Source organism: Kribbella sp. NBC_01505, from assembly GCF_045040285.1.
Classification (GTDB): Bacteria; Actinomycetota; Actinomycetes; order Propionibacteriales; family Kribbellaceae; genus Kribbella.
Genome location: NZ_CP109425.1, coordinates 3,436,085 through 3,461,313 on the forward strand (window position 1 = coordinate 3,436,085; position 25,229 = coordinate 3,461,313).

At 67.3% G+C, this 25,229-nt stretch carries 25 protein-coding genes, 2 tRNA genes and 1 pseudogene; 15 read left to right on the forward strand and 13 right to left on the reverse strand.

The features are described 5' to 3' along the window. Window positions 1–304 precede the first annotated feature (304 nt). The 4 genes and pseudogenes from yidC to rpmH all read right to left on the reverse strand — a co-directional run. Window positions 305–1,288, reverse strand: a pseudogene (gene yidC, locus OG474_RS16200) (membrane protein insertase YidC); the annotation flags it as partial. 15 nt (window positions 1,289–1,303) lie between these two features. Then, window positions 1,304–1,588, reverse strand: a complete 285-nt coding sequence (gene yidD / locus OG474_RS16205; protein WP_405064584.1) for a membrane protein insertion efficiency factor YidD — start codon at window positions 1,586–1,588, stop codon at window positions 1,304–1,306. A 38-nt stretch (window positions 1,589–1,626) separates the two neighbouring features. Continuing rightward, on the reverse strand, window positions 1,627–1,974 hold the full coding sequence (gene rnpA, locus OG474_RS16210) for a ribonuclease P protein component (RefSeq protein ID WP_405063121.1): 348 nt from the start codon (window positions 1,972–1,974) through the stop codon (window positions 1,627–1,629). A gap of 25 nt (window positions 1,975–1,999) precedes the next feature. Beyond that, window positions 2,000–2,137, reverse strand: a complete 138-nt coding sequence (gene rpmH / locus OG474_RS16215) for a 50S ribosomal protein L34 (protein ID WP_132165595.1) — start codon at window positions 2,135–2,137, stop codon at window positions 2,000–2,002. A gap of 1,567 nt (window positions 2,138–3,704) precedes the next feature. On the opposite strand from rpmH, the gene dnaA reads away from it, so the two are divergent. The 6 genes from dnaA to OG474_RS16245 all read left to right on the forward strand — a co-directional run bounded on the left by dnaA (window position 3,705) and on the right by OG474_RS16245 (window position 10,948). Beyond that, window positions 3,705–5,303 (forward strand): chromosomal replication initiator protein DnaA, encoded by a 1,599-nt coding sequence (dnaA, locus tag OG474_RS16220; RefSeq protein ID WP_405064585.1) that lies wholly within the window; start codon window positions 3,705–3,707, stop codon window positions 5,301–5,303. A 470-nt stretch (window positions 5,304–5,773) separates the two neighbouring features. Next, window positions 5,774–6,919, forward strand: coding sequence for a DNA polymerase III subunit beta (gene dnaN, locus OG474_RS16225; protein WP_405063122.1), 1,146 nt, complete (start codon window positions 5,774–5,776; stop codon window positions 6,917–6,919). A gap of 26 nt (window positions 6,920–6,945) precedes the next feature. Further along, complete coding sequence (gnd, locus tag OG474_RS16230) at window positions 6,946–7,869, forward strand: phosphogluconate dehydrogenase (NAD(+)-dependent, decarboxylating) (protein ID WP_405063123.1); 924 nt, start codon at window positions 6,946–6,948, stop codon at window positions 7,867–7,869. Between the two features lies 1 nt (window position 7,870). Beyond that, a complete protein-coding gene (gene recF / locus OG474_RS16235) occupies window positions 7,871–9,010 on the forward strand; it encodes a DNA replication/repair protein RecF (RefSeq protein WP_405063124.1) in 1,140 nt (379 codons plus the stop codon). Next, window positions 9,003–9,578: a DUF721 domain-containing protein gene (locus OG474_RS16240; protein WP_405063125.1), complete on the forward strand. Its 576-nt coding sequence runs from the start codon at window positions 9,003–9,005 to the stop codon at window positions 9,576–9,578. The genes recF and OG474_RS16240 overlap by 8 nt, the downstream gene beginning before the upstream one ends. A gap of 53 nt (window positions 9,579–9,631) precedes the next feature. Beyond that, window positions 9,632–10,948 carry a hypothetical protein gene (locus OG474_RS16245; protein WP_405063126.1) on the forward strand — a complete coding sequence of 439 codons (1,317 nt, stop codon included), beginning with the start codon at window positions 9,632–9,634 and terminating at the stop codon, window positions 10,946–10,948. 10 nt (window positions 10,949–10,958) lie between these two features. Here the strand turns inward: OG474_RS16245 and OG474_RS16250 are convergent, their stop codons facing one another. From OG474_RS16250 to OG474_RS16260, 3 genes are read right to left on the reverse strand one after another with little or no spacing between them, the layout of a single operon-like run. After that, entirely contained in the window at window positions 10,959–11,516 is a 558-nt protein-coding gene (locus OG474_RS16250; RefSeq protein WP_405063127.1) for a hypothetical protein, read from the reverse strand. Beyond that, window positions 11,513–12,109, reverse strand: coding sequence for a hypothetical protein (locus OG474_RS16255; RefSeq protein ID WP_405063128.1), 597 nt, complete (start codon window positions 12,107–12,109; stop codon window positions 11,513–11,515). The genes OG474_RS16250 and OG474_RS16255 overlap by 4 nt, the downstream gene beginning before the upstream one ends. Window positions 12,110–12,111: 2 nt before the next feature. After that, entirely contained in the window at window positions 12,112–12,744 is a 633-nt protein-coding gene (locus OG474_RS16260; RefSeq protein ID WP_405063129.1) for a hypothetical protein, read from the reverse strand. Window positions 12,745–13,073: 329 nt separating this feature from the next. Between OG474_RS16260 and gyrB the strand changes: the two genes are divergently transcribed. The 6 genes from gyrB to OG474_RS16290 all read left to right on the forward strand — a co-directional run bounded on the left by gyrB (window position 13,074) and on the right by OG474_RS16290 (window position 19,189). Then, window positions 13,074–15,131: a DNA topoisomerase (ATP-hydrolyzing) subunit B gene (gene gyrB, locus OG474_RS16265; protein ID WP_405063130.1), complete on the forward strand. Its 2,058-nt coding sequence runs from the start codon at window positions 13,074–13,076 to the stop codon at window positions 15,129–15,131. A gap of 153 nt (window positions 15,132–15,284) precedes the next feature. Beyond that, window positions 15,285–17,897 carry a DNA gyrase subunit A gene (gene gyrA, locus OG474_RS16270; RefSeq protein WP_405064586.1) on the forward strand — a complete coding sequence of 871 codons (2,613 nt, stop codon included), beginning with the start codon at window positions 15,285–15,287 and terminating at the stop codon, window positions 17,895–17,897. Further along, window positions 17,897–18,766 carry a DUF3566 domain-containing protein gene (locus tag OG474_RS16275; protein ID WP_405063131.1) on the forward strand — a complete coding sequence of 290 codons (870 nt, stop codon included), beginning with the start codon at window positions 17,897–17,899 and terminating at the stop codon, window positions 18,764–18,766. The genes gyrA and OG474_RS16275 overlap by 1 nt, the downstream gene beginning before the upstream one ends. 96 nt (window positions 18,767–18,862) lie before the next feature. After that, window positions 18,863–18,939: transfer RNA gene (locus OG474_RS16280), tRNA-Ile, on the forward strand. Between the two features lie 33 nt (window positions 18,940–18,972). Further along, on the forward strand, window positions 18,973–19,104 hold the full coding sequence (locus OG474_RS16285) for a DLW-39 family protein (protein WP_405063132.1): 132 nt from the start codon (window positions 18,973–18,975) through the stop codon (window positions 19,102–19,104). 12 nt (window positions 19,105–19,116) lie between these two features. Next, window positions 19,117–19,189 (forward strand) — tRNA-Ala (locus OG474_RS16290). A gap of 282 nt (window positions 19,190–19,471) precedes the next feature. Here OG474_RS16290 and OG474_RS16295 read toward each other — a convergent pair. Next, window positions 19,472–19,936, reverse strand: a complete 465-nt coding sequence (locus OG474_RS16295) for a DUF6228 family protein (protein WP_405063133.1) — start codon at window positions 19,934–19,936, stop codon at window positions 19,472–19,474. 155 nt (window positions 19,937–20,091) lie between these two features. On the opposite strand from OG474_RS16295, the gene OG474_RS16300 reads away from it, so the two are divergent. Continuing rightward, window positions 20,092–20,883 carry an alpha/beta fold hydrolase gene (locus OG474_RS16300; protein WP_405063134.1) on the forward strand — a complete coding sequence of 264 codons (792 nt, stop codon included), beginning with the start codon at window positions 20,092–20,094 and terminating at the stop codon, window positions 20,881–20,883. Window positions 20,884–20,891: 8 nt separating this feature from the next. Continuing rightward, window positions 20,892–21,395, forward strand: a complete 504-nt coding sequence (locus tag OG474_RS16305; protein WP_405063135.1) for a DinB family protein — start codon at window positions 20,892–20,894, stop codon at window positions 21,393–21,395. Window positions 21,396–21,419: 24 nt separating this feature from the next. Here OG474_RS16305 and OG474_RS16310 read toward each other — a convergent pair whose 3' ends face one another. From OG474_RS16310 to OG474_RS16320, 3 genes are all read right to left on the reverse strand, one after another. Next, complete coding sequence (locus OG474_RS16310) at window positions 21,420–21,926, reverse strand: hypothetical protein (RefSeq protein ID WP_405063136.1); 507 nt, start codon at window positions 21,924–21,926, stop codon at window positions 21,420–21,422. A 209-nt stretch (window positions 21,927–22,135) separates the two neighbouring features. After that, window positions 22,136–22,699 (reverse strand): dihydrofolate reductase family protein, encoded by a 564-nt coding sequence (locus OG474_RS16315; protein WP_405063137.1) that lies wholly within the window; start codon window positions 22,697–22,699, stop codon window positions 22,136–22,138. A gap of 252 nt (window positions 22,700–22,951) precedes the next feature. Beyond that, window positions 22,952–23,419, reverse strand: coding sequence for an NUDIX domain-containing protein (locus OG474_RS16320; RefSeq protein ID WP_405063138.1), 468 nt, complete (start codon window positions 23,417–23,419; stop codon window positions 22,952–22,954). A gap of 106 nt (window positions 23,420–23,525) precedes the next feature. Between OG474_RS16320 and OG474_RS16325 the strand changes: the two genes are divergently transcribed. Then, window positions 23,526–24,188, forward strand: coding sequence for a nucleotidyltransferase domain-containing protein (locus OG474_RS16325; protein ID WP_405063139.1), 663 nt, complete (start codon window positions 23,526–23,528; stop codon window positions 24,186–24,188). On the opposite strand, the gene OG474_RS16330 is transcribed toward OG474_RS16325, so the two are convergent. Both OG474_RS16330 and OG474_RS16335 read right to left on the reverse strand, forming a co-directional pair. Next, entirely contained in the window at window positions 24,156–24,707 is a 552-nt protein-coding gene (locus tag OG474_RS16330; protein WP_405063140.1) for an AAA family ATPase, read from the reverse strand. The genes OG474_RS16325 and OG474_RS16330 overlap by 33 nt on opposite strands. Window positions 24,708–24,709: 2 nt before the next feature. Beyond that, window positions 24,710–25,210, reverse strand: a complete 501-nt coding sequence (locus OG474_RS16335; protein ID WP_405063141.1) for a GNAT family N-acetyltransferase — start codon at window positions 25,208–25,210, stop codon at window positions 24,710–24,712. Between the last annotated feature and the right edge of the window lie 19 nt (window positions 25,211–25,229).

Consider the following 25,229-nt stretch of genomic DNA (forward strand, 5'->3'; position numbering starts at 1 on the left):
GGCAACTCCTTCATCATGTCGAGGCCCGCCCCACGGGGACCCAGGGTCAATCGCAACAAGGGCACAGCAAGAAGGTCAGCGGCAGGCGCGGTCAGCGCGAACCGCCCGGCTTCTTCTGGGCGGCCCGGCGCTGCGCGGCGGTCTTCGCCGCGGGCTGGCGCTTGGCGCCCGATCCCTTCTTGCCGGTCGGCTGCTTCTTGGCAGCACCGGCCTGAGGCTTCTTCGCCGCGTTCGGCTGCGGGGTGCTCGACGTCTGGCCGTTGGACGACGCCGTCGGCTCATCGGCCGGTGCACCGGCGACAGTCTTGCGGTCGCTGCGGGACTGCCGCTTCGGCTGCTGACGCTGCCCCGGACGACGGTCGGTCAGGGTGTCACCGGACTCGTCACCGGCACCGGCCAGGCCCTCGTCGGTCGGACGGCCGGCGCGCTTGTTGTGCTCACGCTTGCGGGCCTCCATGGCGTCGTACGCCGGAGTGCCGGGGGCCGGGTTGCGGCGGATCACGTAGAACTGCTGGCCCATCGTCCACAGGTTCGAGACGAACCAGTAGATCAGCACACCGATCGGGAAGTTGAAGCCACCGATCAGGAAGAACACCGGGAAGACGTAGAGCATGATCTTCTGCATCTGCGCCGCCTGGCCCTCGAGGGCCTCCTTCGGCATGTTCTTGCGCATCAGCTGCAGCTGGGTGGTGAACATCGTCGCCGTCATCAGGATGATCAGCACGATCGCGACGATCTTGACGTTGCCGGCGCCGTCGCCGTTCGCCTTCAGGAAGGTCTGCGAGATCTCCGCGCCGAAGATCTTGGCGTGCTGCAGCGAGTTGACGTGGTCCTTCATGATCTCGCTGTGCCACTGGCCCTTGGCCGCGTAGTCGAGCACCCGGAACAGCGCCAGGAAGATCGGCGACTGCAGCAGCAGCGGCAGGCACGAGGAGAACGGGTTGGTGCCCGTGTCCTTGTACAGCTTCATCATTTCCTGACCGAGCTTCTCCCGGTCATGGCCGTACTTCTTCTGCAGCTCCTTCATCTTGGGCTGCAGCAGCTGCATGTTCCGGCTGGAGCGGATCTGCCGCACGAACAGCGGGATCAGCAGCGTCCGGATGACGATGGTCAGGCCCGCGATGGACAGTGCCCACGCCCAGCCGCCGTTCGGGTCGAAGACCTGGCCGAGCAGCCAGTGCCAGCCGACGAGCAGCGCCGAGACGGCCCAGTACAACGGCGTCATCACCGTGTTGAACAGGTTTACCAACCCGTCCCACAGGGCGAGTCCGGGGATGAGTCCGGGGATGGCCAGAAGCGTCACTCAAGCACCTCGCTGCACAGGCCCGGCGTCCGCCGACGGTCCGGGCTGGTTGGCGGAGACGGACTCTCCGCGGTGGTCGACATCTGTGGGTGGAACGGGGTCGTAGCCGCCGGGGTTCCACGGGTGGCAGCGGACGAGTCTCCTCGCCGCCAGCCAGCTACCGCGCACCGCACCGTGGCGCTCGACCGCCTGGAGGGCGTACGCCGAACAACTCGGGTAGAACCTGCACACCTGCCCGTACAACGGGCTGATGAGCAGACGGTACAGCTTCAGAAAACCGATGATCCCGGCCTTGGCCGGATTGCGTAGTACCGCCGTCGCCTTCACGACAACCGCTTCAGCGCGCCGTCGACGTCCGCGACCAGTTCGTCGTACGACGCCGAGGCGGACGACGGAAGGGCACGGACGACGATCAGGCTGCCGTCCGGGAGTTCGGGAAGACGCTGCGCCAGTACGGCGCGCAGACGGCGGTGGACCCGGTTCCGGAGAACCGCGTTGCCCACCGCCTTGTTCACCACGAATCCGACACGGGCGGGTTCGGGCCGGACGCCGTCCGGTCCGCCCCAGGGCAACAGATGGACCACCACCGCGCGCCGACCCGCCCGCCGACCGGAACGGACAGCGCGACGGAAATCGTCGGACCGGCGTAACCGGTTCGACGCAGGCAACACGGGGTGGTCACCGTCGAAGGGTCGCTCAGGCCGCGAGGCGCTGACGGCCCTTGTTACGACGGGCGGCGATGATGGCGCGGCCCGCACGGGTGCGCATCCGAAGACGGAAGCCGTGCTTCTTGTGCCGGCGACGGTTGTTCGGCTGGAACGTCCGCTTGCTCACTGGAATGACTCCGGTTACTCGAGAACTCGATGGTCGGCAGCTCCAGGGATCGGAGCTACCGCTGATGCGGTCCTGCACGCCATCGGAATCCTGAGGTGGTCCCGCCGGGAGCGCAGCACGAAAGGGCCGGTTCAACACCGACCGATCCACGGTACGTGGACGCCTGTGGACAGGTCAAACCAGGTATCCCCAGAGTTGTCCACAGGCCCTGTGGACAGAATAGTGGATGAACGCCCGAACACCGCCTTGTCACACAGTGATCAGACTGATCACCAACTGCAACCACGCACCACGACTACGCTCCGGCGTCTACCCGACACGCCGCAGGTTGCCCCCAATTTGGGGTTCATAGCCTGTGGATGACGGCTTGAAGCAGCGTGGGCAGACTTGTTAGCGTCAGCCCCTCACACCAGAGGTCCCGCAGCACGCCATCGGTAACCAACCCGATCCAGCCGTCGTTCACAACTGTGGACAACCGTGTGGACAGTGCGGTGTTCGGGTCCAAGGTCGCGTCACCGGAGGAGCTCTCCGGAGGGCACCGGCCACCGCAGCGATGGAATTCGGGGAGCAACGCGTGGTCGAGGACCATTCCGCCGGTACGGAGTACACGGCGGAGGAGTACACAGGAGTGGACCGACCTGAGGACAAGTACCGCGGCGACGGCGAACCACCGCTGAACCGGTACACCCTCGGCGAGCGGCCGGATCCGGCGAGCGCAGACCTGCGCCCCGAGCCCGGCACCGACTTCCGCTCCGAGCTCCCCCCGGCCCCGACTCCCGACCAGCTCGACTTCCTGGTTCCGCCCCCCGCACCGCGCCGGCCCCAGCCTGCGGCCCGGCCCGAGAACCACTTGAGTCCGTCGCTGCCGATCCCGATGCCCGAGCCGCTGGCTCCGCGCGACCGGCCCGCGGACGGTTACCGCACCCCGTTCGAGACCGCCGCCGCGGAGATCCCGGCGGCCTTCCGCGCCGACAGCACCCCCGAGCCGCCGGCCAGTACGTCGTACTTCGCCCCGGCGCCGATCGTCTCGAGTTCACGCTGGCGCACCGATCAGACCGCGAGCTGGAGCAGTGGTCAGGAGCACCCTGAGCACCCGGAGCCCGAGAGCCCGCAGGCCGAGGAGCCGACGTACAGCAACAACCCGCCCGCCTATGAGGCCGAACCGCCCGTCGTACACACGCCTGAGCCCGCACCTGAGCGTCCGATCGAGCCCCCGTTCTCAGCACCGGTTGAGCAGCGGGTCGAGCGCCCGGTCGAGCAGCACGTCGAGCAGCACGTCGAGCAGCAGGTGGCGCCGACCCCCGTAGCGGCCGCTGTGGAGCGTCCGGTGGAGCGAGCGCCTGAGCGTCCGATCGAAAGGGCACCCGAGCCGGCGCCCCAGCAGACAGCGAGTGCAACACCTGGCGCGACACCGAACACGGCACCCGACTGGGGTGTCAGCGGTGGACCGGCCTCCGGGCCGAGGCGGAACGAGGGTGATGGACGTGCAGAGCCTGAACGTGCAGAGACCGAATATGCAGCTCCGCGGGTCGAGGCACCGGTTCGCGCCGAGGCGGCTGCACCCGTGATGGACCTCGGCGACGCCTGGACCCGTGTGCTGGCCGGCCTCCCACCGAACCAGCGGGCCTGGCTGACCAACTCGCGTCCGGTCACGCTGCACGAGAGCACCGCCATCGTCGCCGTACCGGACGACTTCACCCGCGGTCAGCTCGAGACCCGTCTGCGGCCCGACCTCGAGCGCATCCTGTCCGAGAGCTTCGGCCGGGACATCCGCATCGCTGTCACCGTTGACCCCTCGCTCGATCCCGAGCTGCAGCCGCAGGCCCCGCCCGCACCCGTCGTCCGGGAGCCGCTGCGCACGGAGGGTTCGTACCAGCCCACCATCCAGTCCGCGTTGACCGATCCGGCCGACCAGCAGCACTACGCACAGCCGACCTCCCAGCCGATGGCGCAGCCGCGGCAGGAGCAGGCACCGACGTACGAGCAGCCCGCCGCTCAGCAATACGCCCCGCAGCCGAACCAGCCGTTCGGTCAGCCGACTCAGCAGCCGTTCGGTCACCAGTCCGGTCCGGACAGCCGGCCGCCGGGTGCACCTGCTCCCGCGCAACCGGCCACTGAGGCACAGGGCGAGGCGCGGCTCAACCCGAAGTACACGTTCGAGACCTTCGTCATCGGTAGCTCGAACCGCTTCGCGCACGCGGCCGCCGTCGCGGTCGCCGAGGCACCGGGCAAGGCGTACAACCCGCAGCTGATCTACGGCGACTCCGGTCTGGGCAAGACCCACCTGCTGCACGCGATCGGGCACTACGTCCGCAGTCTCTACACCGGAGCCCGCGTCCGGTACGTGTCGAGCGAAGAGTTCACCAACGACTTCATCAACGCGATCCGCGACGACAAGGCGTCCCAGTTCCAGCGCCGGTACCGCGATGTCGACGTACTGCTCATCGACGACATCCAGTTCCTCGAGGGCAAGATCCAGACGCAGGAAGAGTTCTTCCACACGTTCAACACACTGCACAACGCGAACAAGCAGATCGTGATCAGCTCCGACCGGGCGCCGAAACGCCTGGAGGCGCTGGAGGATCGGCTGCGGAACCGGTTCGAGTGGGGGCTGATCACCGATATCCAGCCGCCCGACCTCGAGACCCGGATCGCGATCCTCCGGAAGAAGGCCGCCACCGAGCGACTGACCGCGCCGCCCGAGGTGCTCGAGTTCATCGCGTCGAAGGTGCAGACCAACATCCGTGAGCTCGAAGGCGCGCTGATCCGCGTCACCGCGTTCGCCAGCCTGAACCGGCAGCCGGTCGACCTGAGCCTGGCCGAGATCGTGCTGAAGGACCTGATCCCCGAAGGCAGCAAGCCCGAGGTGACGGCCAGCATGATCATGGGCCAGACCGCGTCGTACTTCGGGCTGTCGATCGACGACCTGTGCGGATCGAGCCGGAGCCGGGTGCTGGTGACCGCTCGGCAGATCGCGATGTACCTGTGCCGTGAGCTGACGGATCTCTCGCTGCCGAAGATCGGGCAGCAGTTCGGCGGCCGCGACCACACCACCGTCATGCACGCCGAACGAAAGATCCGGCAGTTGATGTCGGAACGGCGGTCGGTCTTCAACCAGGTGACCGAGCTGACGAACCGGATCAAGCACCAGGCAAAACAGCAGTAGGAAGCACCCGAAGTTGGCACACAGGTTGGGGACACAACTGTGGACAACTGTGGGAAACCTCGGTGTGTGTTGTGGACGCCCTGTGGGGACAGAAAAGTTCATCCACGGCCGTCAACAGACGAAGCGGTGGTCGTCCACACGGCGTACACAGGCCAATTCGCACTCTGACCTGCGAAGTCTCCGGTTTCCCACAGAATCCACAGGTGCTAAGAACCTTATGGAACCTGTAGAGGAATCTGAGTCCACAAATTGAACGAACGGGCCAACCTGGGGAAAACCTCGTCTCGCGTCGATTGCCGAGACCTGTCAGGCTGGGTCCCCTGCACCACCGACGGCATCATCGATTTGGCCCCTCAGCAGATGCAGACGCGACCCGCCCGAGAAGCGCCACGTCATCCCCGATGGGCAAACACCACCCGTGCACGTGGCAGGATCTGCCTGGCACCCAGCCGAATCAGGAGGCACCCGCGGTGAAGTTTCGCGTCGAGCGCGACGTACTGGCCGAGTCGGTGGCCTGGGCCGCGCGTAGCTTGCCCAGTCGCCCGAGCGTTCCGATCCTTGCCGGCCTGCTGGTCGAAGCCGGGGACGGACAGATCACCCTGTCCGGCTTCGACTACGAGACCTCGGTCCGCGTCACCGTGCCCGCACAGGTGGCCGACACCGGCAAGTGCCTGATCTCCGGCCGGCTGGTCGCCGACATCTCCAAGAGTCTTCCGAACCAGCCCGTGGACTTCGCTGTCGACGGCGCGAAGGCCCAGGTCACCTGTGGCAGTTCGCGGTTCACGCTCCAGACGCTTCCCACCGAGGAATATCCGGCCTTGCCGGACCTTCCGGCGGCCAGCGGCACGATCAAGGCCGACGTCTTCGCCCAGGCGGTCTCGCAGGTGGTCACCGCGGCCGGCCGTGAGGACACCCTCCCGGTGCTGACCGGTGTGCGGGTCGAGATCGAGGGATCCACGATCTCGTTGCTCGCGACCGACCGCTACCGGCTGGCCATCCGCGAGCTCGAGTGGAACCCCGAGTCCCCCGACGCCTCCGCGGCCGCGCTCGTTCCGGCCCGCGTGCTGTCGGAGACCGCGAAGGCGATGACCGGTTCGGACGTCACGGTCTCGCTGGCTGCTCCTGGCACCGGCGACGGCATCGTCGGCTTCGAGGGCCAGGTGTCCGGTGGCAACCGCCGGGCCACCACCCGGTTGCTCGACGGCGAGTTCCCGAAGGTCCGCGGCATCATCCCGACCGACGCCGCGATCCAGACCCGGGTCCGGATCGAGACCGCCGTGCTGGTCGAGGCCGTCAAGCGCGTCGCCCTGGTCGCCGAGCGGAACGCTCCGGTCCGGCTGACCTTCGCCGAGGACACCGTGACGCTCGACGCCGGTAGCGGTGACGAGGCGCAGGCCTCGGAGTCGATCGAGGCCCGTGTCGTCGGTGACCCGGTGACGGTCGGCTTCAACCCGACGTACCTGCTGGACGGCCTCGGCGCGATCGGTACGCCGGTCGCGCACCTGGCGTTCACCCAGGCCACCAAGCCCGCCGAGCTGACCGGCGTGCGAGACTTCGAGGGTGACCCGATCAGCGAATTCAGGTATGTGCTGATGCCGGTCCGCCTGAACAGCTGAACGCCAACAGAACAAGGGGATTCACGATGGAGCTCGGCCTTGTCGGTCTCGGCAAGATGGGCGGCAACATGCGCCAGCGCATCCGCAACGCCGGTCACACCGTGGTCGGCTTCGATCACAACCAGGACATCTCCGACGCCACGGACCTCGCCGACATGGTCGGCAAGCTCACGGCGACCGACCAGCCGAAGGTCGTCTGGGTGATGGTGCCGGTCCAGGCCATCGACCCGGTCGTCACCGAGCTGGCCGAGCTGCTCTCCCCCGGCGACATCGTGATCGACGGCGGTAACAGCCGCTGGACCGATGACACCCGCCGGGCCGCGCAGCTGGCCGAAAAGGGCATCAAGTTCGCCGACTGCGGTGTCTCCGGCGGCGTCTGGGGCCTGGAGAACGGCTACGCGCTGATGTGCGGCGGCGACAAGGACACGATCGCCACCGTGATGCCGGTCTTCGAGGCGCTCAAGCCCGAGGGCGAGTTCGGCTTCGTGCACGCCGGCAAGGTCGGCGCGGGCCACTTCTCGAAGATGGTCCACAACGGCATCGAGTACGGCATCATGCAGGCGTACGCCGAGGGCTACGAGCTGCTCGAGGCCGCGGACATCGTCGACAACGTGCCGGAGGCGTTCCGCTCCTGGCGCGAGGGCACCGTGATCCGGTCCTGGCTGCTCGACCTGCTCGTGAACGCGCTCGAGGACGACACCCACCTGGAGAAGATCCGCGGGTACGCCGACGACTCGGGCGAAGGCCGCTGGACGGTCGAGGCCGCGATCGACCACGCCGTACCGGTGCCGGCCATCGCGGCGGCGCTGTTCGCGCGGTTCGCGTCCCGGCAGGAGGACTCGCCGGCGATGAAGGCGATCGCCGCGATGCGCAACCAGTTCGGTGGGCACGCCGTGAAGGGTGCCGAGGGCGCCGACCCGTCGTACGCGACGCCGCCGGTCCAGCACTGAGGTGTATGTCACCGCCCTGGGTCTGATCGACTTTCGGTCCTACCAGCAGGCGGAGGTCGAGCTCGCCCCGGGCGTGACGGCCTTCGTCGGGCCGAACGGGCACGGCAAGACCAACCTGGTCGAGGCGATCCACTACACCGCGACGCTCGGTTCGCACCGGGTCGCGACCGACGCTCCGTTGGTCCGGGCCGGTGCTCCCCGCGCGATCGTGCGGACCGAGATCCGCAGCCAGTACGACCGCGATGTCGTGGTCGAGCTGGAAATCAATCCTGGGAGGGCAAACCGGGCCCGGATCAACCGCTCGCCGGTTCCGCGGCCACGGGAAGTGCTCGGACTGCTCCGGACGGTGCTGTTCGCCCCGGAGGATCTCGCCCTGGTGAAGGGCGACCCTTCCGAACGGCGGCGCTTCCTCGACGAGCTGCTGACTCTGCGCGCACCGCGGATGGCCGGCGTACGGGCGGACTATGACCGGGTCCTGAAGCAGCGGAACTCGTTGCTACGCAGCGCTTCGCAGGCCCGTCGGCAGAACCGGACAAGTTCCGCCGAGGGGCAGTTGCGCACCCTCGAGGTCTGGGATTCGAACCTGGCCCGGACCGGCGCCGAATTGCTGGCGACCCGGCTCGAGCTCCTGGAGTCCCTGCGCCCGTTGATCGCCGACGCGTACGACGCGGTTGCCCGAGGCAAGGGTGATGCGCGGCTCGAGTACAAGTCGTCGGTGCCGCTCGAACCCGGTGTCACGTCGCGCGAGCAGCTGGCCGAGGTCATCCTCGCCACCGTGCACGAGAAGCGTCAGGACGAGCTGGACCGTGGGGTGTCGCTGGTCGGCCCGCACCGCGACGACGTCGTACTGGGGCTTGGGGACTTGCCTGCGAAGGGGTATGCGAGTCACGGTGAGTCCTGGTCGTACGCACTCGCGCTGCGACTGGCGTCGTACGAGCTGCTGAAGGCGGACGGGGGTGAACCGGTGCTGATCCTGGACGACGTGTTCGCCGAGCTCGACACCAGTCGCCGGGACCGCCTGGCCGAGCTGGTCGCCCCGGCCGAGCAGGTGCTGGTGACCGCCGCCGTCGGTGCGGACGTGCCCGCTGAGCTCAGCGGAGTGCGTTTCGAGGTCGGCGACGGGACCGTACGTCGTGCCTGAACCCCGGAATTCCTCTGAGAGCGACCCCGAGAGCGAGGTCTCTCCGGAGCTGCCGGAGGAAGACGAGCACGACAAGCAAGGGCTGGATCTGGCGAAGTCGCTGGCCGGCCGGCTCAAGCAGCAGGCAGCGAACGGTGGCTTCAAGCCCGTCAAGCGTCGCCGCCGGCCGCGGATCGAGGGCGCGCAGATCAGCAGCGCCCGCCCCGACGACCGCGACCCGCAGAAGCTGACCAACACCCTCGGCCGGTTGATGCGCGACCAAGGCTGGGAGGTCGACGTCGCCGTACATGGCGTGATGGCCCGCTGGCCGACCATCGTCGGGCCCGAGACCGCGCAGCACTGCACCCCTGAGTCCTACGAGAACAACATCCTGACCGTCCGGACCTCGTCCACGGCCTGGGCCACCCAGCTCAAACTCCTGGCGCCCGACCTGGTCCGTCGGCTCAACGCCGAGCTCGGCGACGGCACTGTCGTTCAGGTCAACGTCCAGGGCCCGCACGCTCCGAGTTGGCGCCGTGGCCCGCGCACGGTCCGCGGCGGCCGCGGCCCCCGCGACACCTACGGCTGACCGGTCTCCGGGCCTGGCCGCGGTCACCCTCGAATGCTTTAGGATCGGGCGCGATGCGCACCCTCGGCGACGGTTTCCGCGAGATGGTCCAGCTGATCGGAGACACCTTCCGGCTCTGGTGGCGGAACCTGCTGCCCCTGACCACCTGGTGGCTGGTGGGCTATGCGGGCTTCAAGGCCTGTACGCGGGCAGCCATCTGGCTGGACGAGCACGCGCACGGAAGCTTGGGCGTCGGCGTCTTCGCGGTTGGCGTGCTGATCCAGATCACCGCGTCGATCGGCATGATCCGGACTTGCGCGGCCTCGCTCTATCGCTGGCGCGACGCCGCGCAGAACAAGTCAGAAGAGACCTCGGACCCGACGCAGCAAGGCTTCATGGAGCTGGTCGCGGTCACGCTGCTGCCGCTGGTCGCGGTCTGGTCCGCCTGGGGCTTCCTCGAGGACCAGGTCACCGAACTGTCGACCAGCAACAATGTCGAGCGCGGTCTGCAGGCCGGGTCGGGGTTCTTCGAGCTGGTCGGTGGCGCCTGGCACAAGTACTTGCCGGCCATCTTCATCCTGCTGGTACTGCGACGGGTCCTGCAGGCGGTCGACGACAAGTGGCCGAGCCGGCCGGTGAAGTTCGCGCAGGTGTGGGCCGAGTCGTTCTTCCTGCTGCTGACCGTGGTCGTCTCGTCGTACGCGATCGGCGACGCCAAGGACTGGTTCAAGGACCGCAGCTTCTGGTACTGGTCCGTGGACTGGTGGGACGGCTGGAAGGATTTCTGGGCCGGCATCCATATCCCACTGCCGGCCGGGATCGAGTTCCTCTGGGGCTTTGCCTGGGACACGCTCTGGCCGTTGTTCAAGCTGGGCGTCGCGGAACCGCTGACCTGGCTGGCGATCACCACGGTCGTGTTCGGTCACCGGGTGCTGTCCAGCCGCGGCGTCTTCACGGGCACCGGGGTGGAGCGACGGTTCGGCCGGCGGGTCAGCCCGGAGGCGCCGCAGCCCAACCGTTTCGTTGCCCTGACCAACAAAGCACCCGATCTGCTGCTCGGTGGCTTCCGCGAGAAGTTCTACCCGACGCTGAACGCGTTCCGGCTGCTCGTCCGGGTCGGTCCGGTCTTCCTCGGTGTGGTCTGCATGCTCTACACGGTCTGGCTGCTCGGCGACGACTGGCTGTTCGTCGCGATCCAGCGCGCGATCGGCATCCACGGTCAGCGCTGGGGCCTGATGAACCACGAGATCGCCGACCTGATCCGCAGCCTGATCTTCGAGCCGATCCGGATCGCGTTGCTGGCGGCGGCCTTCGACCTGTGCATCTCGGTCGGTAGCGAGCGTCGCGCCGAGGCGGCGGCCGCTGCACCCAAGGTGCCGGCGACCGCCTGATCCACCGCGGTCAGAGCGTGATCAGGAACCGCTCGTACTCGTCGCGGTCGGTCAGCACCACACCCTGCAGGTGCGACACAGCCTCCTGCGGTACGACGTACACCTGTGCGAGCTTGTTCGCCTTGTTCCGGGCGAACGGGTGATCGTCGTCCGAGCAGCCGGTCGGCAGCGTGAACCGGAAGGCATTGGTGGTCTGCCAGCTGTTCCCACGGTCGTCCCGCAGGCTGGCGGCGCAGAGGAAACCACCGTCGTCGAGCCGGAGCCCGTCGAGCGGAGTGACCTGCAACTCGGCGACGACGATGACGGATCCGGCCGGCCGCTCGATCGAGATCTCTTTGCCCTTGGTGTCGACGAGCCGCGTGTAGACGGTCAACGAGTCGAGCTGCCACCCGACCTTGCCGACGGTGACCGGGCCCTTGGACGCGACGTGGTTGATCGCACCGTCGTTGAAGTTCTGCTCCGGGTCACCGAGGTAGGTCTTCAGCATCAGGAAGCAACTGGTGGCCAGTAGAACCAGCAGCAGCGAGATCTGGGCCGCCAGCCGGGCGGCGCGGTTCGCGCCCGTCACGAGGCGACCCGGGTGTCGCGCTTCGGCAGGATGTACTGATCCGCGGCGCCGTCGACGAGTCGCTGCGCCGTGTCCGCGCCGGGGATCCCGAGGTCGACCGACACCATCCGGTTCAGCACGTTCCAGAACTGGATCGGCTGCACCTGCAGGGTCAGACCCTCCAGCTGTGCCGGGTCCACCTCGAACACGATCGCGCCGGAGGTGGTGAAGCCGGGGGCGCCGAACTCGATTCCGGAGTAGGTGAACGGCACCGGACTGAACACCACACCGCTGCCCGAGACCAGCGTCGGCCGCACCCCGTCCGGCTTCTCGACGCCCGGGGTGCTCTCCCACTCCAGCGCGACGTAGACCCCGTTGGTCTCGATCGGCTTCTCGTCGGTCGAGTTCGCGTCCAGCACCGACTTGGCCAGCTGCATCCGGACCACGGTGAGCGATGCCTCCTTGCCGAACTTCAACGGCTGGCCGATCGTGCCACTGCTGACCATCATGTTCTGCTGGTCGAACACCTGCTCAGGTGTCGCCAGCCGGGTCAGTCCGCCGATCAGGACGAACAGGACACCGACGAGGATCGTGGCGGGGCGGTAGATCTTCACTCCTACTTCTCCTCGTCCTTGACGACGACGGTCGGCTTCAGGCGGACCACGGCCGCCGCCTTCGGCAGGTGCCAGTACGGGTCCTCGCTCGCGCCGAGCAGCCCGTTGTCCGAGACGTACTGCTCACCGAGGATGCCGATCTCGATCTGGTCGGCGTCGAAGTCGGGCTCGATCTCGAACTTGGTGAAGCAGCTCTCCGGCGGCAGGCCGTACACGATCACCCAGCCCAGCTCGCCGCGGCAACTGACGTAGCTGGAGTTCACCAGGTCCTTGCCGCCGCCCGGGACCAGCCGCAGCACCTCGCCCCGCGGGGCCGTGCTGATGTGTTCCTCGGTGTCGACGTTCCGGACGTCGAGGTAGACCCGCAGCTCGGCCTTGGCCGCGGAGTACTCGGTCTTCGGCTCGCGGACGATCTCGGCCTTGGTGAAACTGAACTCCCAACGGCCCGCGCTCACCGTCGCCGGCGCGTCGAAGGTCGGGACGGCACGCCCCACCTTCTCCTTCCAGCCGCCCGTGGCCAGCACCAGCAGCGCCAGTACGACGACGGCGGCGATGACGATCAGCCAGGTCCGCCGGTGCCGGCGGATCACCCGGTCGGCGATCAGGTCGTCGATGACGTCGTCGAGACTCTCCACGGCAGCGATCCTAAGGGGCGGCGGGTGCGCGCGGGGCGGTCTGGACCGGTGCCGTGCGGGCGGCGCCGTACCGGGTCAGTGGTGAAACCGCCGGAGGCCACTGAGCGCCCGTGAGCGCTTTCCGGCCCCCCACCCGCGAGAGGGGACATGGCGAGGAGGGCGAAAAGACGCCCTGAGGTGAGTTTCGGGCGGCTGGTGGCAGGTTCTGCTTCGGTCGACGGGTAAGATAGACCCTGTACGACGAGCTGCGCCCCTGACAACACTGTAGTGGCCGCTCCCACTGTGCCGCGATGCCCCGCTGACGTGGGGTCCGAGGAGGACAACAGCCGGTGACCGACGAGCCGACCGAGATCGACGAAACAACGTCCGCAGAGGACACCGGCAGCCAAGCGCAAGGCATCGAAGAAGAAGCACTACTGACCGAGATCCAGTCCAGCGTCGTCGAGAAGGAGTACGACGCGAGCGCGATCCAGGTCCTCGAAGGGCTCGACGCGGTCCGCAAGCGGCCGGGTATGTACATCGGTTCCACCGGTGAGCGGGGTCTGCACCACCTGGTCTACGAGGTGGTCGACAACGCGGTGGACGAGGCGCTCGCCGGATTCTGCGACAAGATCATCGTCACCCTGCTGCCCGACGGCGGCGTCCAGGTCGTCGACAACGGCCGCGGTATCCCGGTCGACATCGTCGAGTCCGAGGGCAAGCCGGCCGTCACGGTCGTGCTGACCGTGCTGCACGCCGGCGGCAAGTTCGGCGGCGGCGGGTACAAGGTCTCCGGTGGTCTGCACGGCGTCGGTGTCTCGGTCGTGAACGCGCTGTCCAGCCGGCTCCAGGTGGACGTGCGCAAGAACGACAAGATCTACACGCAGTCCTTCACGATCGGTGTCCCGGACGCGGACCTGGCCGAGGTCGGGACGTCGGACTCCAACGGCACCACGATCACCTTCTGGCCGAGCCCGGACGTCTTCGAGACGACGGTCTACTCGTTCGAGACGCTGACCACCCGCTTCCGCGAGTACGCGTTCCTGAACAAGGGCCTCGAGCTGGTCATCCGCGACGAGCGGCCGGACCACACCGAGGACGGTCAGCCGGTCGAGCAGTCCTTCAAGTACGAGGACGGCCTGGTCGACTACGTGAAGTACCTGACCGGCATCCGCGAGACCGTGCACCGCGACGTGATCGCGTTCGAGGCCGCGCAGGCCGACGGCTCGCTGAGCCTCGAGGTCGCGATGCAGTGGAGCGGTTCCTACCAGGAGTCCGTGCACACCTTCGCGAACACGATCAACACCCACGAGGGCGGCACGCACGAAGAGGGCTTCCGGGCCGCGCTCACCTCGCTGGTCAACTCGTTCGCCGAGGACCAGGGCATGATCAAGAAGAAGGAGGACAGGCTCACCGGTGACGACATCCGGGAAGGCCTGACCGCGATCATCTCGGTCAAGCTCGGCAACCCGCAGTTCGAGGGCCAGACCAAGACCAAGCTCGGCAACACCGAGGTGAAGGGCTTCACCCAGCGGGTCGTGAACGACCGGCTCGGCGCCTGGTTCGAGCAGAACCCGGCCGAGGGCCGTGACATCATCCGCAAGGCCACCGCGGCCGCGAGTGCCCGGATCGCCGCCCGCAAGGCGCGCGAGCTGGCCCGCAACCGCAAGGGGCTGCTGGGTGGCGGCGGGCTGCCGGGCAAGCTGTCCGACTGCCAGTCGACCAACCCGGAGGAGTGCGAGGTCTACATCGTCGAGGGTGACTCGGCCGGTGGCTCCGCCAAGGGTGGCCGCGATCCGAAGTACCAGGCGATCCTGCCGATCCGGGGCAAGATCCTGAACGTCGAGAAGGCCCGGATCGACCGCGTCCTGCAGAACAACGAAGTACTGGCGATCATCTCCGCCCTCGGGACCGGCATCCACGAGGACTTCGACGAGGAGAAGCTGCGGTACCACAAGATCGTGCTGATGGCCGACGCGGACGTCGACGGTCAGCACATCCGGACGCTGCTGCTCACGCTGCTGTTCCGCTTCATGCGGCCGCTGATCGAGCGCGGTCACGTCTACGCCGCGCAGCCGCCGCTGTACAAGATCCGCTGGAGCAACCAGACGCCTGAGCTCGCCTACACCGAGCGCGAGAAGGACGGTCTGCTCGAGGCCGGCATCGAGGCGGGCAAGAAGCTGCCGAAGGACAACGCGATCCAGCGCTACAAGGGTCTGGGCGAGATGAACGCGCAGGAGCTGTGGGAGACCACGATGGACCCGGCCAACCGGGTGCTGCTGCAGATCACCCTGGACGACGCCGCCCGGGCGGACGAGACCTTCGCGACCCTGATGGGTGACGACATCGAGGCTCGTCGGAACTTCATCCAGCGCAACGCCAAGGACGTCCGCTTCCTTGACATCTGAGTGCCGCGGCCCTGCCTGTGCGGGGCCGCTACCACTTCCGCGCCGACTTCACCGACGTACGACGTCTGACACGAACGGGACGAGCATCAGATGACCGAGACCCCCATTTCCCCTGGACACGACCGGATCGAGCCCCTCGATCTGCAGACGGAGATGCAGCAGTCGTACCTCGACTACGCGATGGCCGTCATCGTCGGCCGCGCGCTGCCCGAGGTGCGCGACGGCCTGAAGCCGGTGCACCGGCGCATCCTCTACGCGATGTACGACGGCGGCTACCGGCCGGACCGTGGTTTCTCCAAGTGCTCGCGCATCGTCGGTGACGTGATGGGTCAGTACCACCCGCACGGCGACTCGGCGATCTACGACACCTTGGTCCGGCTGGCACAGCCGTGGGTGATGCGCGCGCCGATGATCCAGGGCCAGGGAAACTTCGGCTCGCCGGGTAACGACCCCGCGGCCGCGATGCGGTACACGGAGTGCCGGCTGGCCCCGCTGGCGATGGAGATGGTGCGCGACATCGACCAGGAGACGGTCGACTTCCGCCCCAACTACGACGGCCGCTCGCAGGAGCCGGTGATCCTGCCGGCCCGCTTCCCGAACCTGCTGGTCAACGGCTCGGCCGGCATCGCGGTCGGCATGGCGACGAACATCCCGCCGCACAACCTGCGCGAGGTCGCGGCCGCCGCGAACTGGTGCCTGGAGAATCCGGACGCCACCCAGGAAGAAGTCCTGGCGGCGTGCATGGAGCACATCAAGGGCCCGGACTTCCCGAACGGCGCCCTGATCGTCGGCTACAAGGGCATCGACGACGCCTACCGCACCGGTCGTGGCTCGGTCACGATGCGCGCGGTCGTCGACATCGAGGAAGACGCCAAGGGCCGGACCAGCCTGGTCGTCAGCCAGCTGCCCTACATGGTCAACCCGGACAACCTCGCGCAGAAGATCGCCGAGCTGGTGAACACCGGCAAGATGACCGGGATCGCCGACATCCGCGACGACACCTCGTCCCGGACCGGCCAGCGCCTGGTGATCGTGCTCAAGCGGGACGCCCAGCCGCGCGTCGTGCTGAACAATCTCTACAAGCACACGCAGCTGCAGGACACCTTCGGCTGCAACATGCTGGCCCTGGTCGACGGCGTGCCGCGCACGCTCAGCGTCGACCTGTTCATCACGCACTGGATCAGCCACCAGATCGAGGTCATCCAGCGGCGCACCCGGTACCGCTTGCGCGAGGCGCAGAAGAACGCGCACATCTTCCGCGGTTATGTGAAGGCGCTGGACGCGCTGGACGAGGTCATCGCCCTCATCCGCCGCAGCCCCGACGTCGAAGAGGCGCGCCAAGGCCTGATCAGCCTGCTCGACATCGACGAGATCCAGGCGCAGGCGATCCTCGACATGCAGCTGCGCCGGCTGGCCGCCCTGGAGCGCCAGAAGATCATCGACCGGCTGAACGAGCTCGAAGCCGTCATCGCCGACCTCGAGGACATCCTGGCCGACCCGGTCCGGCAGCGGAGCATCGTCCGCGAAGAGCTGGCCGAGATCACCGAGCGGTACGGCGACGAGCGTCGTACCGAGATCATCGCGGCCGACGGCGACCTGTCCGTCCAGGACCTGGTCCCGGACGAGGACGTGGTCGTCACGATCAGCCGCGGCGGCTACGCCAAGCGCACCAAGACCGACCTGTACCGGACCCAGAACCGGGGCGGCAAGGGCGTTCGCGGCGCGACGATGCGGGCCGAGGACGAGATCGGCCACTTCTTCACCACCACGAACCACCACTGGATGTTGTTCTTCACCACCAAGGGCCGGGTCTACCGGGCCAAGGTGTGGCAGCTGCCCGAGTCGGCGCGCGACGCCAAGGGTTCGCACGTCGCCGGCCTGCTCTCGTTCCAGCCGGACGAGGAGATCGCGCAGGTCCTGACGCTGCGCGACTACGAGCAGGAGCCGTACCTGTTGCTGGCCACCAAGCGCGGACTGGTGAAGAAGACGGCGCTGACCGACTACGACTCGGCCCGGCAGAGCGGCATCATCGCGGTCAACTTCCGCGACGAGGACGACGAGCTGATCGGCGCCGAGATGGCCTCGGCCGAGGACGACCTGATGCTGGTCTCCCGGAAGGGCCAGTCGATCCGCTTCACGGCGAACGACGAGCAGCTCCGCCCGATGGGCCGGGCCACGTCCGGTGTCACCGGGATGAAGTTCCGCGACGGTGACGAACTGCTGTCGATGGCCGTCATCCGGGCCGGCTCGGAGGAGGACGCGCAGTACGTCTTCACCGTCACCGACGCCGGGTACGCCAAGCGGTCGAAGGTCTCGGAGTACCGGCAGCAGGGTCGCGGCGGGCTCGGCATCAAGGCGGTCAAGCTGAACGACGAGCGCGGCTCGCTGGTCGGCGCGATCGTCGTGGTCGACGAGGACCAGGTGCTGGCGATCAAGGCCAGCGGCCAGGTCGTCCGCAGCCGGGTCGACAGCGTGCCGGTCAAGGGTCGCGACACGATGGGCGTCCGGTTCGCCGGGGTCGGCGAGTCCGACGCCGTGGTCGCGATCGCCCGGAACACCGATCTGACCGTCGAAGGCCTCGAGGACGGCTCGGAAACCACGTCGGAAGGCGCGGAGGGCGAGGTTGTGTCCACGGATGCCCAGGATGTGGACGCTTCGACAACCGAAACGCCCTCTGCGAGCGTCAGTACTACCGACGAGCGTTCGACGGATGTGGACGGCGCGGCTACCGTCGAAGACGACGAAGCCGGCCAGGAGGGTAACTGATGACCAACCGCGCGAGGCCGACCTGGCCCGAAGGTGCGGACAGCTCCAAACCCCAGCGCCCTGCGCCGGGCGGGAAGCAGTCCACGCCGGCCACCCCGGCTTCTAACGGTCGTACCCCTGGCGGGAACGGCCAGCGTCCTGGTGCCGAGCTTCGGCCGCAGCAGCAGCGTCCCGGTGGCACCACTGGTGCGCCGGTCCGCCCTGCCCAGCAGCCGGTCCGTCCGGGTCAGCCGAGCACCGGCCGACCGGCCCCAGCACCCAGTACGCCGGGCCGCCCGGAGCCCTGGTCGGGTACTCCGGCTCCCGCCACGACCACACCGGCCGCCGGCGGATCGTCGTACGGGCTGACCGGTCGCAGCACGGACAAGACCGAGACGTTCGGTGACAAGGTCAGTGCGGCGCGTCAGGCCGTGCTCGACAAGGCCTCCGCCGTCACCAGCAGGTCCGACGACAGTGAGAGCGTCGACGTCGGGGACTCCAAGCTCTCCGGTCGCTCGCAGACCCGCAAGGCCCGCCTGCGGATGTCGCGGATCGACCCGTGGTCGGTCATGAAGACGGCCTTCCTGCTGGCGATCGCCTTCGGCATCGTCACCTGGGTCGCCGTCTTCATCGTCTGGTCCGCGATCGGTGCCGCCGGTGTCTTCGACAACATCAACAACACGGTCACCGAGGTCCTCGGCAACCCGAACACCGAGCCGTTCCGGATCGAGAACTACATCAACACCGGCAAGGTGATGGGTTTCACCACCCTGCTCGCCTGCGCCGATGTGCTGATCATCACGGCCCTGGCCACCCTCGGATCCTTCCTCTACAACATCGCCGCCACGCTCCTCGGCGGCCTCGAAGTCACGCTCGCGTCGGAGGACTGACGATTGTCGGCCGGACCCGACCGGGTCCGGCCGAAACCGTTTTGGAGGACGGCCGCTCGGTGCGGTAATCTCTCCCGAGTTCGACCCCGTAGATACGGGCCTATAGCTCAGTTGGTTAGAGCGCTGCCCTGATAAGGCAGAGGTCACTGGTTCAAATCCAGTTAGGCCCACCAGATCGTGAAACCCCCGATCCGAGGAGTCCCGCGGTGCTGAGAAAGATTCTCCTGGTGCTGCTGGCCGGCATCGGTGGATACTTCGCTTACAAGAAGACCCAGCAGTCCCGCGCCGAAAAGGACCTCTGGGCCGAGGCCGTCGACCCGGTCACCCCGGGTCACTGACCACCCCACCACGGGGGCGTAGCTCAATTGGCAGAGCACTGCCTTTGCAAGGCAGGGGTTAGGGGTTCAAGTCCCCTCGTCTCCACGAAGGCGATAGGCGAGGTGTGTTCGCGGAAAGCGCGAACGCCTCGCCTTCGTCGTGTTGTGCGGCTGCGCTTCGCTTGCCGCAGGCGGGGGCTTCGCCACCCGCACCCCCTTCGGCCTCGCTTCGCATCGGCCTATAGCCGGGGTTGAGCGCCGCGGTTGGGATTTCTTCCCCCGCGACCGGACGAGGTCGGGCTCCGAGGCTCTTCTGCTCGGCCTTGTCGAGTACCCGGTCCCTGGCGGCCTGGGTATAGATCTGGTCCGTGTGCGTGACCCAAGGCGGTCAGAGGGCGAAGAACGACGAGAGTTCGCGGGCGAGGGCTGACATCTCAGCACCGGCCTCGACTTGCACGACAACCGAGGCGTTCCATTTGTCGTACAGGCTGGGCGTGATCCACCAGCGGAGGGCGACGTGCCCTCGCGACGACCATGTGGCTTCAACCCCGAGCTCGCGGTCCAGGTTCACCCACGTACGTGTGCCGTCCCAGCCGCGAAAGTCCTCGCCCAGCTGCTCGAGGAACGCGGGCAATCCGGTGCCGGCGGTGTCGTGACTCAGCACCGCCACTTCTGCTACCAGCCCGTTCCCCGCAAGGCGAACTGTGTACTCGACCATGTCGTCGGATGCCAGGTTCGGATCCGAGGCATCGCGGTAGCGAAAGCGCGGGGATGCGAACTCGATCTCCGCAACACGGTGCCCGCTATCCCACCGAAGGGCAACGACGGCGCCGTCCTCAGACACATGCAGCATGGGCGATGATCGCACGTCGCACATCACCTGGCAGTCGAGTGTCGCGCACCAGCCGATCCGGACTCGAACGGGTGGCGCTGGGGAGGCTGGATATTGGGCCCCAAGGCGGGTCACAGGACGGCTATTTGGCCCTGGTTTTGGGGTTGGATGGGTGGGTGGATGACCAGATCAGCGTGGCGGGGCGCACGCTCCGGTTCTGCTTGTACGGGCCCGTCGACGGGGTGCCGGTGATCGAGCTGTATGGAACTCCGAGTAGCCGGATGCGGCGGCCTGATCAGATCGCGGCGATCGAACACAGCGGTGTGCGCGTGTTGATGCCTGACCGTCCTGGGTACGGCGGTTCGACCCGGCTGCCGGGACGTACGGTGGCCGATGTTGTGCGGGATGTCGAGGTGCTCGCGGACAGCCAGGGCTGGGAGACGTTCGCGGTGACGGGTGGATCGGGTGGGGGTCCGCATGCGCTGGCGTGCGCGGCGCTTCTGCCGCAACGTGTCACCAGGTGCGCGGTGCTCTCGGGTATTCGCCCGCAGGCCGAGACACTGCCCTCCGAAGAGGTTCTTCGAGGACAGCTGGCACAGCTCGGTGCCGACATCCTTGGCCAGGTCGAGGCAGGCGGTCCCGCATATCCCGGAGCGCCAGTCGGTACCCCTGGTTGGGAGGACCCAGCCACTCAGGCTCGGCTGGTCGCTACATTCGCTGACAGCCTTGACGGCTGGTACGACGACAAGGTCGCGTTTGCCCAGCCGTGGGGCTTCTCCCCCGAGAGCATTAGCGTCCCGGTCGGAATCTGGTACGGCACAGCCGACGAGCACGTCCCCGAGAGCGACGCGCGGTGGCTGCTTGAAAACATCCCCACCGCTCAAGGCTTCCAGTACGAGGGTGGTCACCTTCCCACCAGCGCGACCTTGATCGACATCCACAACTGGGTCAGCGCAGGTCGGCCGTAGGCATGGACATGAATGCAGAGCAGACCACGAAGCGCCAGCTGCTTGAGTGGCTCGACGCGCGGCGGACGCATGTCATGGAACAGGTCACGGCGATGCCGGCCGAGGCTCGCCGCCGTTCCCAGGTCCCCTCAGGCTGGACACCCCGAGGTGTCATCAGGCACCTGACCCTGGACGTCGAGCGGGTATGGTTTCGAGCCGTCATGGCCGGCGAGCACGTGGATCTCCCCCCGGGGTACGACGGCTGGATCGCCCCCGATCACCAAAGCGATGAGGATCTCCTCGAGCAGTACGCCACCGAGTGCAGGCTCGCCAACGCAGCCGTCGCCGACCTGCCGCTGCACGCCGAGCCCCTCTGGTGGTTCGAGGACAGCGGCAACCCGCCGTACTCCACCCTGCAAGAGATCTTGCTGCACGTCATCATCGAGACAGCCACTCACGCCGGACACCTCGACATCTGCCGCGAACTGGTAGACGGCAGCCAGCGCCTAGTCCTCGACAAACCAACAACCTGAACAGCGCTCTCCCGCCGCTGGGGTTTACCGCCCGGCCGGGGAAGTTAGTTGCAGTTGCAGGTGGGTGCCGGCTGAGTGGCGTCGCCAGCCGGCGCGTCCACGGATGTGGACGTCTCCCGGACCGTGCACGAGCCAGTTCGCTCCATCGCCGACGAGTGCGGCGTCGACATCGATCCCGATGAGCAGACCCTCTCCGGCCAGGTCGAGGAAGATCGCGCGCCAAGCGTCATCCAGCTCGTTCCAATGGGCGGCAATGACGGTGTTCGGGAACACGCTCAAACCCGTATCAACCTCACCTGCAGGAGATGTGGGGTAGCGCGCGCCAAGGAGCATGGCGCCACCGCTACTTCCGACGTAAGGCAGTGAGGTGTCGAGGAAACGCCGCCAGAACGTTGAGCCACGAAGCGCGGCGACCTGTCCCCTCGGTCCGCCGCCGAGCATGTAGAGGAATGCGGCGTTGTCCAGGCAAGCAGTAGCGGCCGGGTCGTCGGCGTCGGATCTGCTCAGGAGTGGGACATCCAGGCTGGGCACACCCACACGTGCCAGTCGCTCGGCGGCTCCCCGGCGGTACTCATCAACAACTGCCGGGCCGTGTTCTGCCTGCCCTGCGGCAACGACTGCTGCGTGCCGCCCAGGAACGGCAAGGTCCACGAAAAGCTGATCACACCAGGGAGACCAGTCACCCGTTCCGAACAGCACGAAGTGTCGACCCATGGAGCCAGCTAACCAAGGAATTGCGGTCAGCGCCTTGTCTTGTACCTGGTGAGGATGACGCCGCCGGGGAAGGTCCGCGATTCTACGAGGTTCAGGTTTACCCAGTTGTCGAGGGTGGTGAAGAAGGGGGTGCCGGCGCCTACCAGGACTGGATGGGTGACGATCTCGTACTCGTCGACCAGCCCGGCTCGGATGGCCGCGCCGGCGAGTGTGGCGCCGCCGACTCGCATCGGCTCGCCGTCTTCGGCCTTCAGGCGGGTGATCTCCGGTACGGCGTCGCCCGTGACCAGGCGGGTGTTCCAGTCGACCTTGTCGAGGGTGGACGAGAACACCACCTTCGGCGTGTCCCGCCAGTTGCGCGCGAACTCGATCTGCGCCGGGGCTGCGTCGGGCTGCTGGTCGCCGGTCGGCCAGTGGGAACTCATCGCCTCCCACAGCTTGCGCCCGTACATCAACAGCCCGATCGCCAACTCCTGCTCGAGCCACCACTGAAACAGCTCATCGCTCGGCACACCCCAGCCGATGTCGTCGCCAGGCGCGGCGATGTAGCCGTCCAGACTCAGGTTCATGCCGTAGATCAGCTTCCGCATGGCGCCACGCCTTCCTGTCAGTCCAGCGGTCGCTCCCCGACCGCCCGTCACCCCTACTACGAACGCTCCACACCGGATTCAACAGAAACCTAGTCGCGGGTGGTTGCGGATCTGCATCACCGTCCAACTCGCTGCTGAGCTGCCCGGGCGGGGCATGCTGAGCGTGAATTAGGCGGGTCTTGCAGAGTTGGTGGGTGCTGGCGGTTCGCCTCGGCACCCAACGCGTATCCCCCGCACTCGCCGATCACGTGGCTAGGCGTGGTTGGTGAGCAGTTCGGTTAGAGGGGACCTGATGTCGGCGGGGTAGAGGCCTAGGGCATCGAACTCGGTGGGGGCTGCCCAGAGGAGTTCGGAGATGTTGTTGGGGGTCTGGGCTTCTAGCTCGTCGCCGGCGAGCGTGGGGGTGCCGGTGACGTTGGTTGTCAGGTAGTAGGAGGCTGGTCGGCCGTTGTGTTTGCCGGTCCAGAGCAGGCGGTCGATCTGGGCGGTGAGGGTGGTTTCCTCGGCGAGCTCGCGGAGGGCGGTTGTTTCGGGGGTTTCGCCTTCTTCGACGTGGCCGCCGGGGAGGACTGCGTAGTGGTGGCCGGGGCAGTCCGGAGTGTTCTGGTTGCTGGCTTCGCACATGACGCAGGCGCTGGCTGTCTGCTGGCGTAGGTAGCGCTTGATCACGAGGGCTTGATGGCCTTTGGTGACGACGGCGGCGGCTCTGGGGATCGGCATGTGCTGCAGCGTGCCAGGCAGGTCCGACAGAAAGTCCTTGGTCGGGATGCGGGCGGCAGAGCTATCGTCGGGCGTTCTGGGGTTCGCCATCGATGAGGGGTCAGCGATGTACGACGCTTTGCTGCGGGGACTGGTCGTCGAGGCGACGGCGGATGAGGAAGTCGTCGGCGTACTGCTGACCGGATCGCTGGCTCGGGGAGACGCCCTGCCGGGCACGGATCTCGACCTGCGGATTCTGCTCGCTGACGGACTGAGCCGGCCTGCGCTGGATGAGATGCGCGAGGGCGTACCGGTCGAGCGGAGCTATGCCGATGAGGCGGCTGCGCGCGCGAAGCTGGAGACCGCGCCGATGCATGTCTATGCCTACCTGGACGGGAAGATTCTCTATGACCCGCAGGGTGCGTTGGTCCGGTTGAAGGACTTCGCTCAGGACCGGTACGACGGGTATCGGGCGACCGAGGCGGAGCGGGCCGAGCTGGCCAAGAACCTGCGCTATCCCGCGGAGAAGATCCGGGTCGCCATGGCGGGTGGTGACCTGCTGAAGGCTGCTTTCGTCACCGGGACCACCACGTGGTTCCTGATGGAGGGGCTGTGGGCGGCGAACAATCGGCCGCTGCCACCCAACAGCTCGGTACGACCACACCTCGGCGATCTGGCCGGACCTCCCGACGTGGAACGCCTGTACCGGGAGTTGTTTCTGGCCGACGCCGAGCGGCGGGTCGAGGTGGCGCTCTACCTATACGACTGGATTCTCGGCGAGATCGGGTAGCGACGGCCAGCGCTCGGAGGCCCAGGCCGACCAGGTGGGATGGGTCGGCGGGGGCAGGGGAAGGTGCGTTCCTTCCAGCTCCTCCTGATCCGGGGTTTCGAACAGGGTTCGCCACTCGTCGAGTTCGGCGTTGCTGATGTGGAAGGTCTGGTCGGGAGTGGTGGCGAAGCGGTGGGTGACTCGCCTCAGTTGCTCTTCGGGCTCGATCGGTAGGTAGATGACCTGACTTCGGGCGCCCACGATCGAGGCGATCCACCGCAGGGCTGAGCGCTCGTCCTTGCCCCAGAAGCCGAAGTCGAAGACGACGTTCGTCCCGAGCTGCGCGGCACGCATGCCGACCTGGATGAGCTTGCCCTCGACGAGGTCGCGCTTGTCCGATGGGTTCGCGCCGTCGAACAGCGCCGTCTGCCACTCATCCGGCGTCAGCCGAAGGGCAGGCGCGTCGATCTCCAGCTGTTTGGCGCGCGTCGTTTTACCCGCGCCGGGAAGACCGACGATCAGATAGACGAGTGCGCCCATGCCTAAGAATCCGCCGGGGCTGGGAGCAGTTGCTTGCGGAGGAGGGTGATGGTGGTTTCGTAGCGGGTGGTGGTGCCGTCGGGGGCGTCGACGTCCCAGGAGCCGAGTTTGGTGCCGCTGACTGTGTAGCCGAGGCGTTCGTAGAGGGCCTTGGGGCGCGGGCTTGCGACGTCGATGCCTAGTTCGGCGAGATAGATGCCGCGGGCAATAATGCGTTGCTCGAGGGCCTCGACGAGGACGGTGCCGATTCCGCAGGAGCGGAATGGTTCCAGGACCGCCAGTTGGTAGAGCGTCGCGCCGTTGGCCGGTTTGGTGAAGTCGACTGCGCCGGAGGCGAGCGGTTGGTTGTTCGGACCGCAGACCGCCAGATAGTCGACCTCGCCTTGCCGTGCGCGATTCAGTTCCTTGGCAATGGCGGTGAGGTGCGCCGGCGGCTCGTTCAGCATCGGCAGGTCGTCGACGGTCAGGTCGCGGATCGTCAGCGGGATCACGACTTCGTGCATGCGCTTCACCTCCCGGTGG

What these genes read in the sequence shown, in the direction of transcription:
- dnaA (WP_405064585.1), top strand. Translation starts at nt 3,705, where the DNA reads ATGGACCTCGGCGACGCCTGGACCCGTGTGCTGGCCGGCCTCCCACCG.
- gnd (WP_405063123.1), top strand. Translation starts at nt 6,946, where the DNA reads ATGGAGCTCGGCCTTGTCGGTCTCGGCAAGATGGGCGGCAACATGCGC.
- OG474_RS16245 (WP_405063126.1), top strand. Translation starts at nt 9,632, where the DNA reads ATGCGCACCCTCGGCGACGGTTTCCGCGAGATGGTCCAGCTGATCGGA.
- gyrA (WP_405064586.1), top strand. Translation starts at nt 15,285, where the DNA reads ATGCAGCAGTCGTACCTCGACTACGCGATGGCCGTCATCGTCGGCCGC.
- OG474_RS16275 (WP_405063131.1), top strand. Translation starts at nt 17,897, where the DNA reads ATGACCAACCGCGCGAGGCCGACCTGGCCCGAAGGTGCGGACAGCTCC.
- OG474_RS16295 (WP_405063133.1), bottom strand. Translation starts at nt 19,936, where the DNA reads ATGCTGCATGTGTCTGAGGACGGCGCCGTCGTTGCCCTTCGGTGGGAT.
- OG474_RS16305 (WP_405063135.1), top strand. Translation starts at nt 20,892, where the DNA reads ATGAATGCAGAGCAGACCACGAAGCGCCAGCTGCTTGAGTGGCTCGAC.
- OG474_RS16315 (WP_405063137.1), bottom strand. Translation starts at nt 22,699, where the DNA reads ATGCGGAAGCTGATCTACGGCATGAACCTGAGTCTGGACGGCTACATC.
- OG474_RS16320 (WP_405063138.1), bottom strand. Translation starts at nt 23,419, where the DNA reads ATGCCGATCCCCAGAGCCGCCGCCGTCGTCACCAAAGGCCATCAAGCC.
- OG474_RS16325 (WP_405063139.1), top strand. Translation starts at nt 23,526, where the DNA reads ATGTACGACGCTTTGCTGCGGGGACTGGTCGTCGAGGCGACGGCGGAT.
- OG474_RS16330 (WP_405063140.1), bottom strand. Translation starts at nt 24,707, where the DNA reads ATGGGCGCACTCGTCTATCTGATCGTCGGTCTTCCCGGCGCGGGTAAA.
- OG474_RS16335 (WP_405063141.1), bottom strand. Translation starts at nt 25,210, where the DNA reads ATGCACGAAGTCGTGATCCCGCTGACGATCCGCGACCTGACCGTCGAC.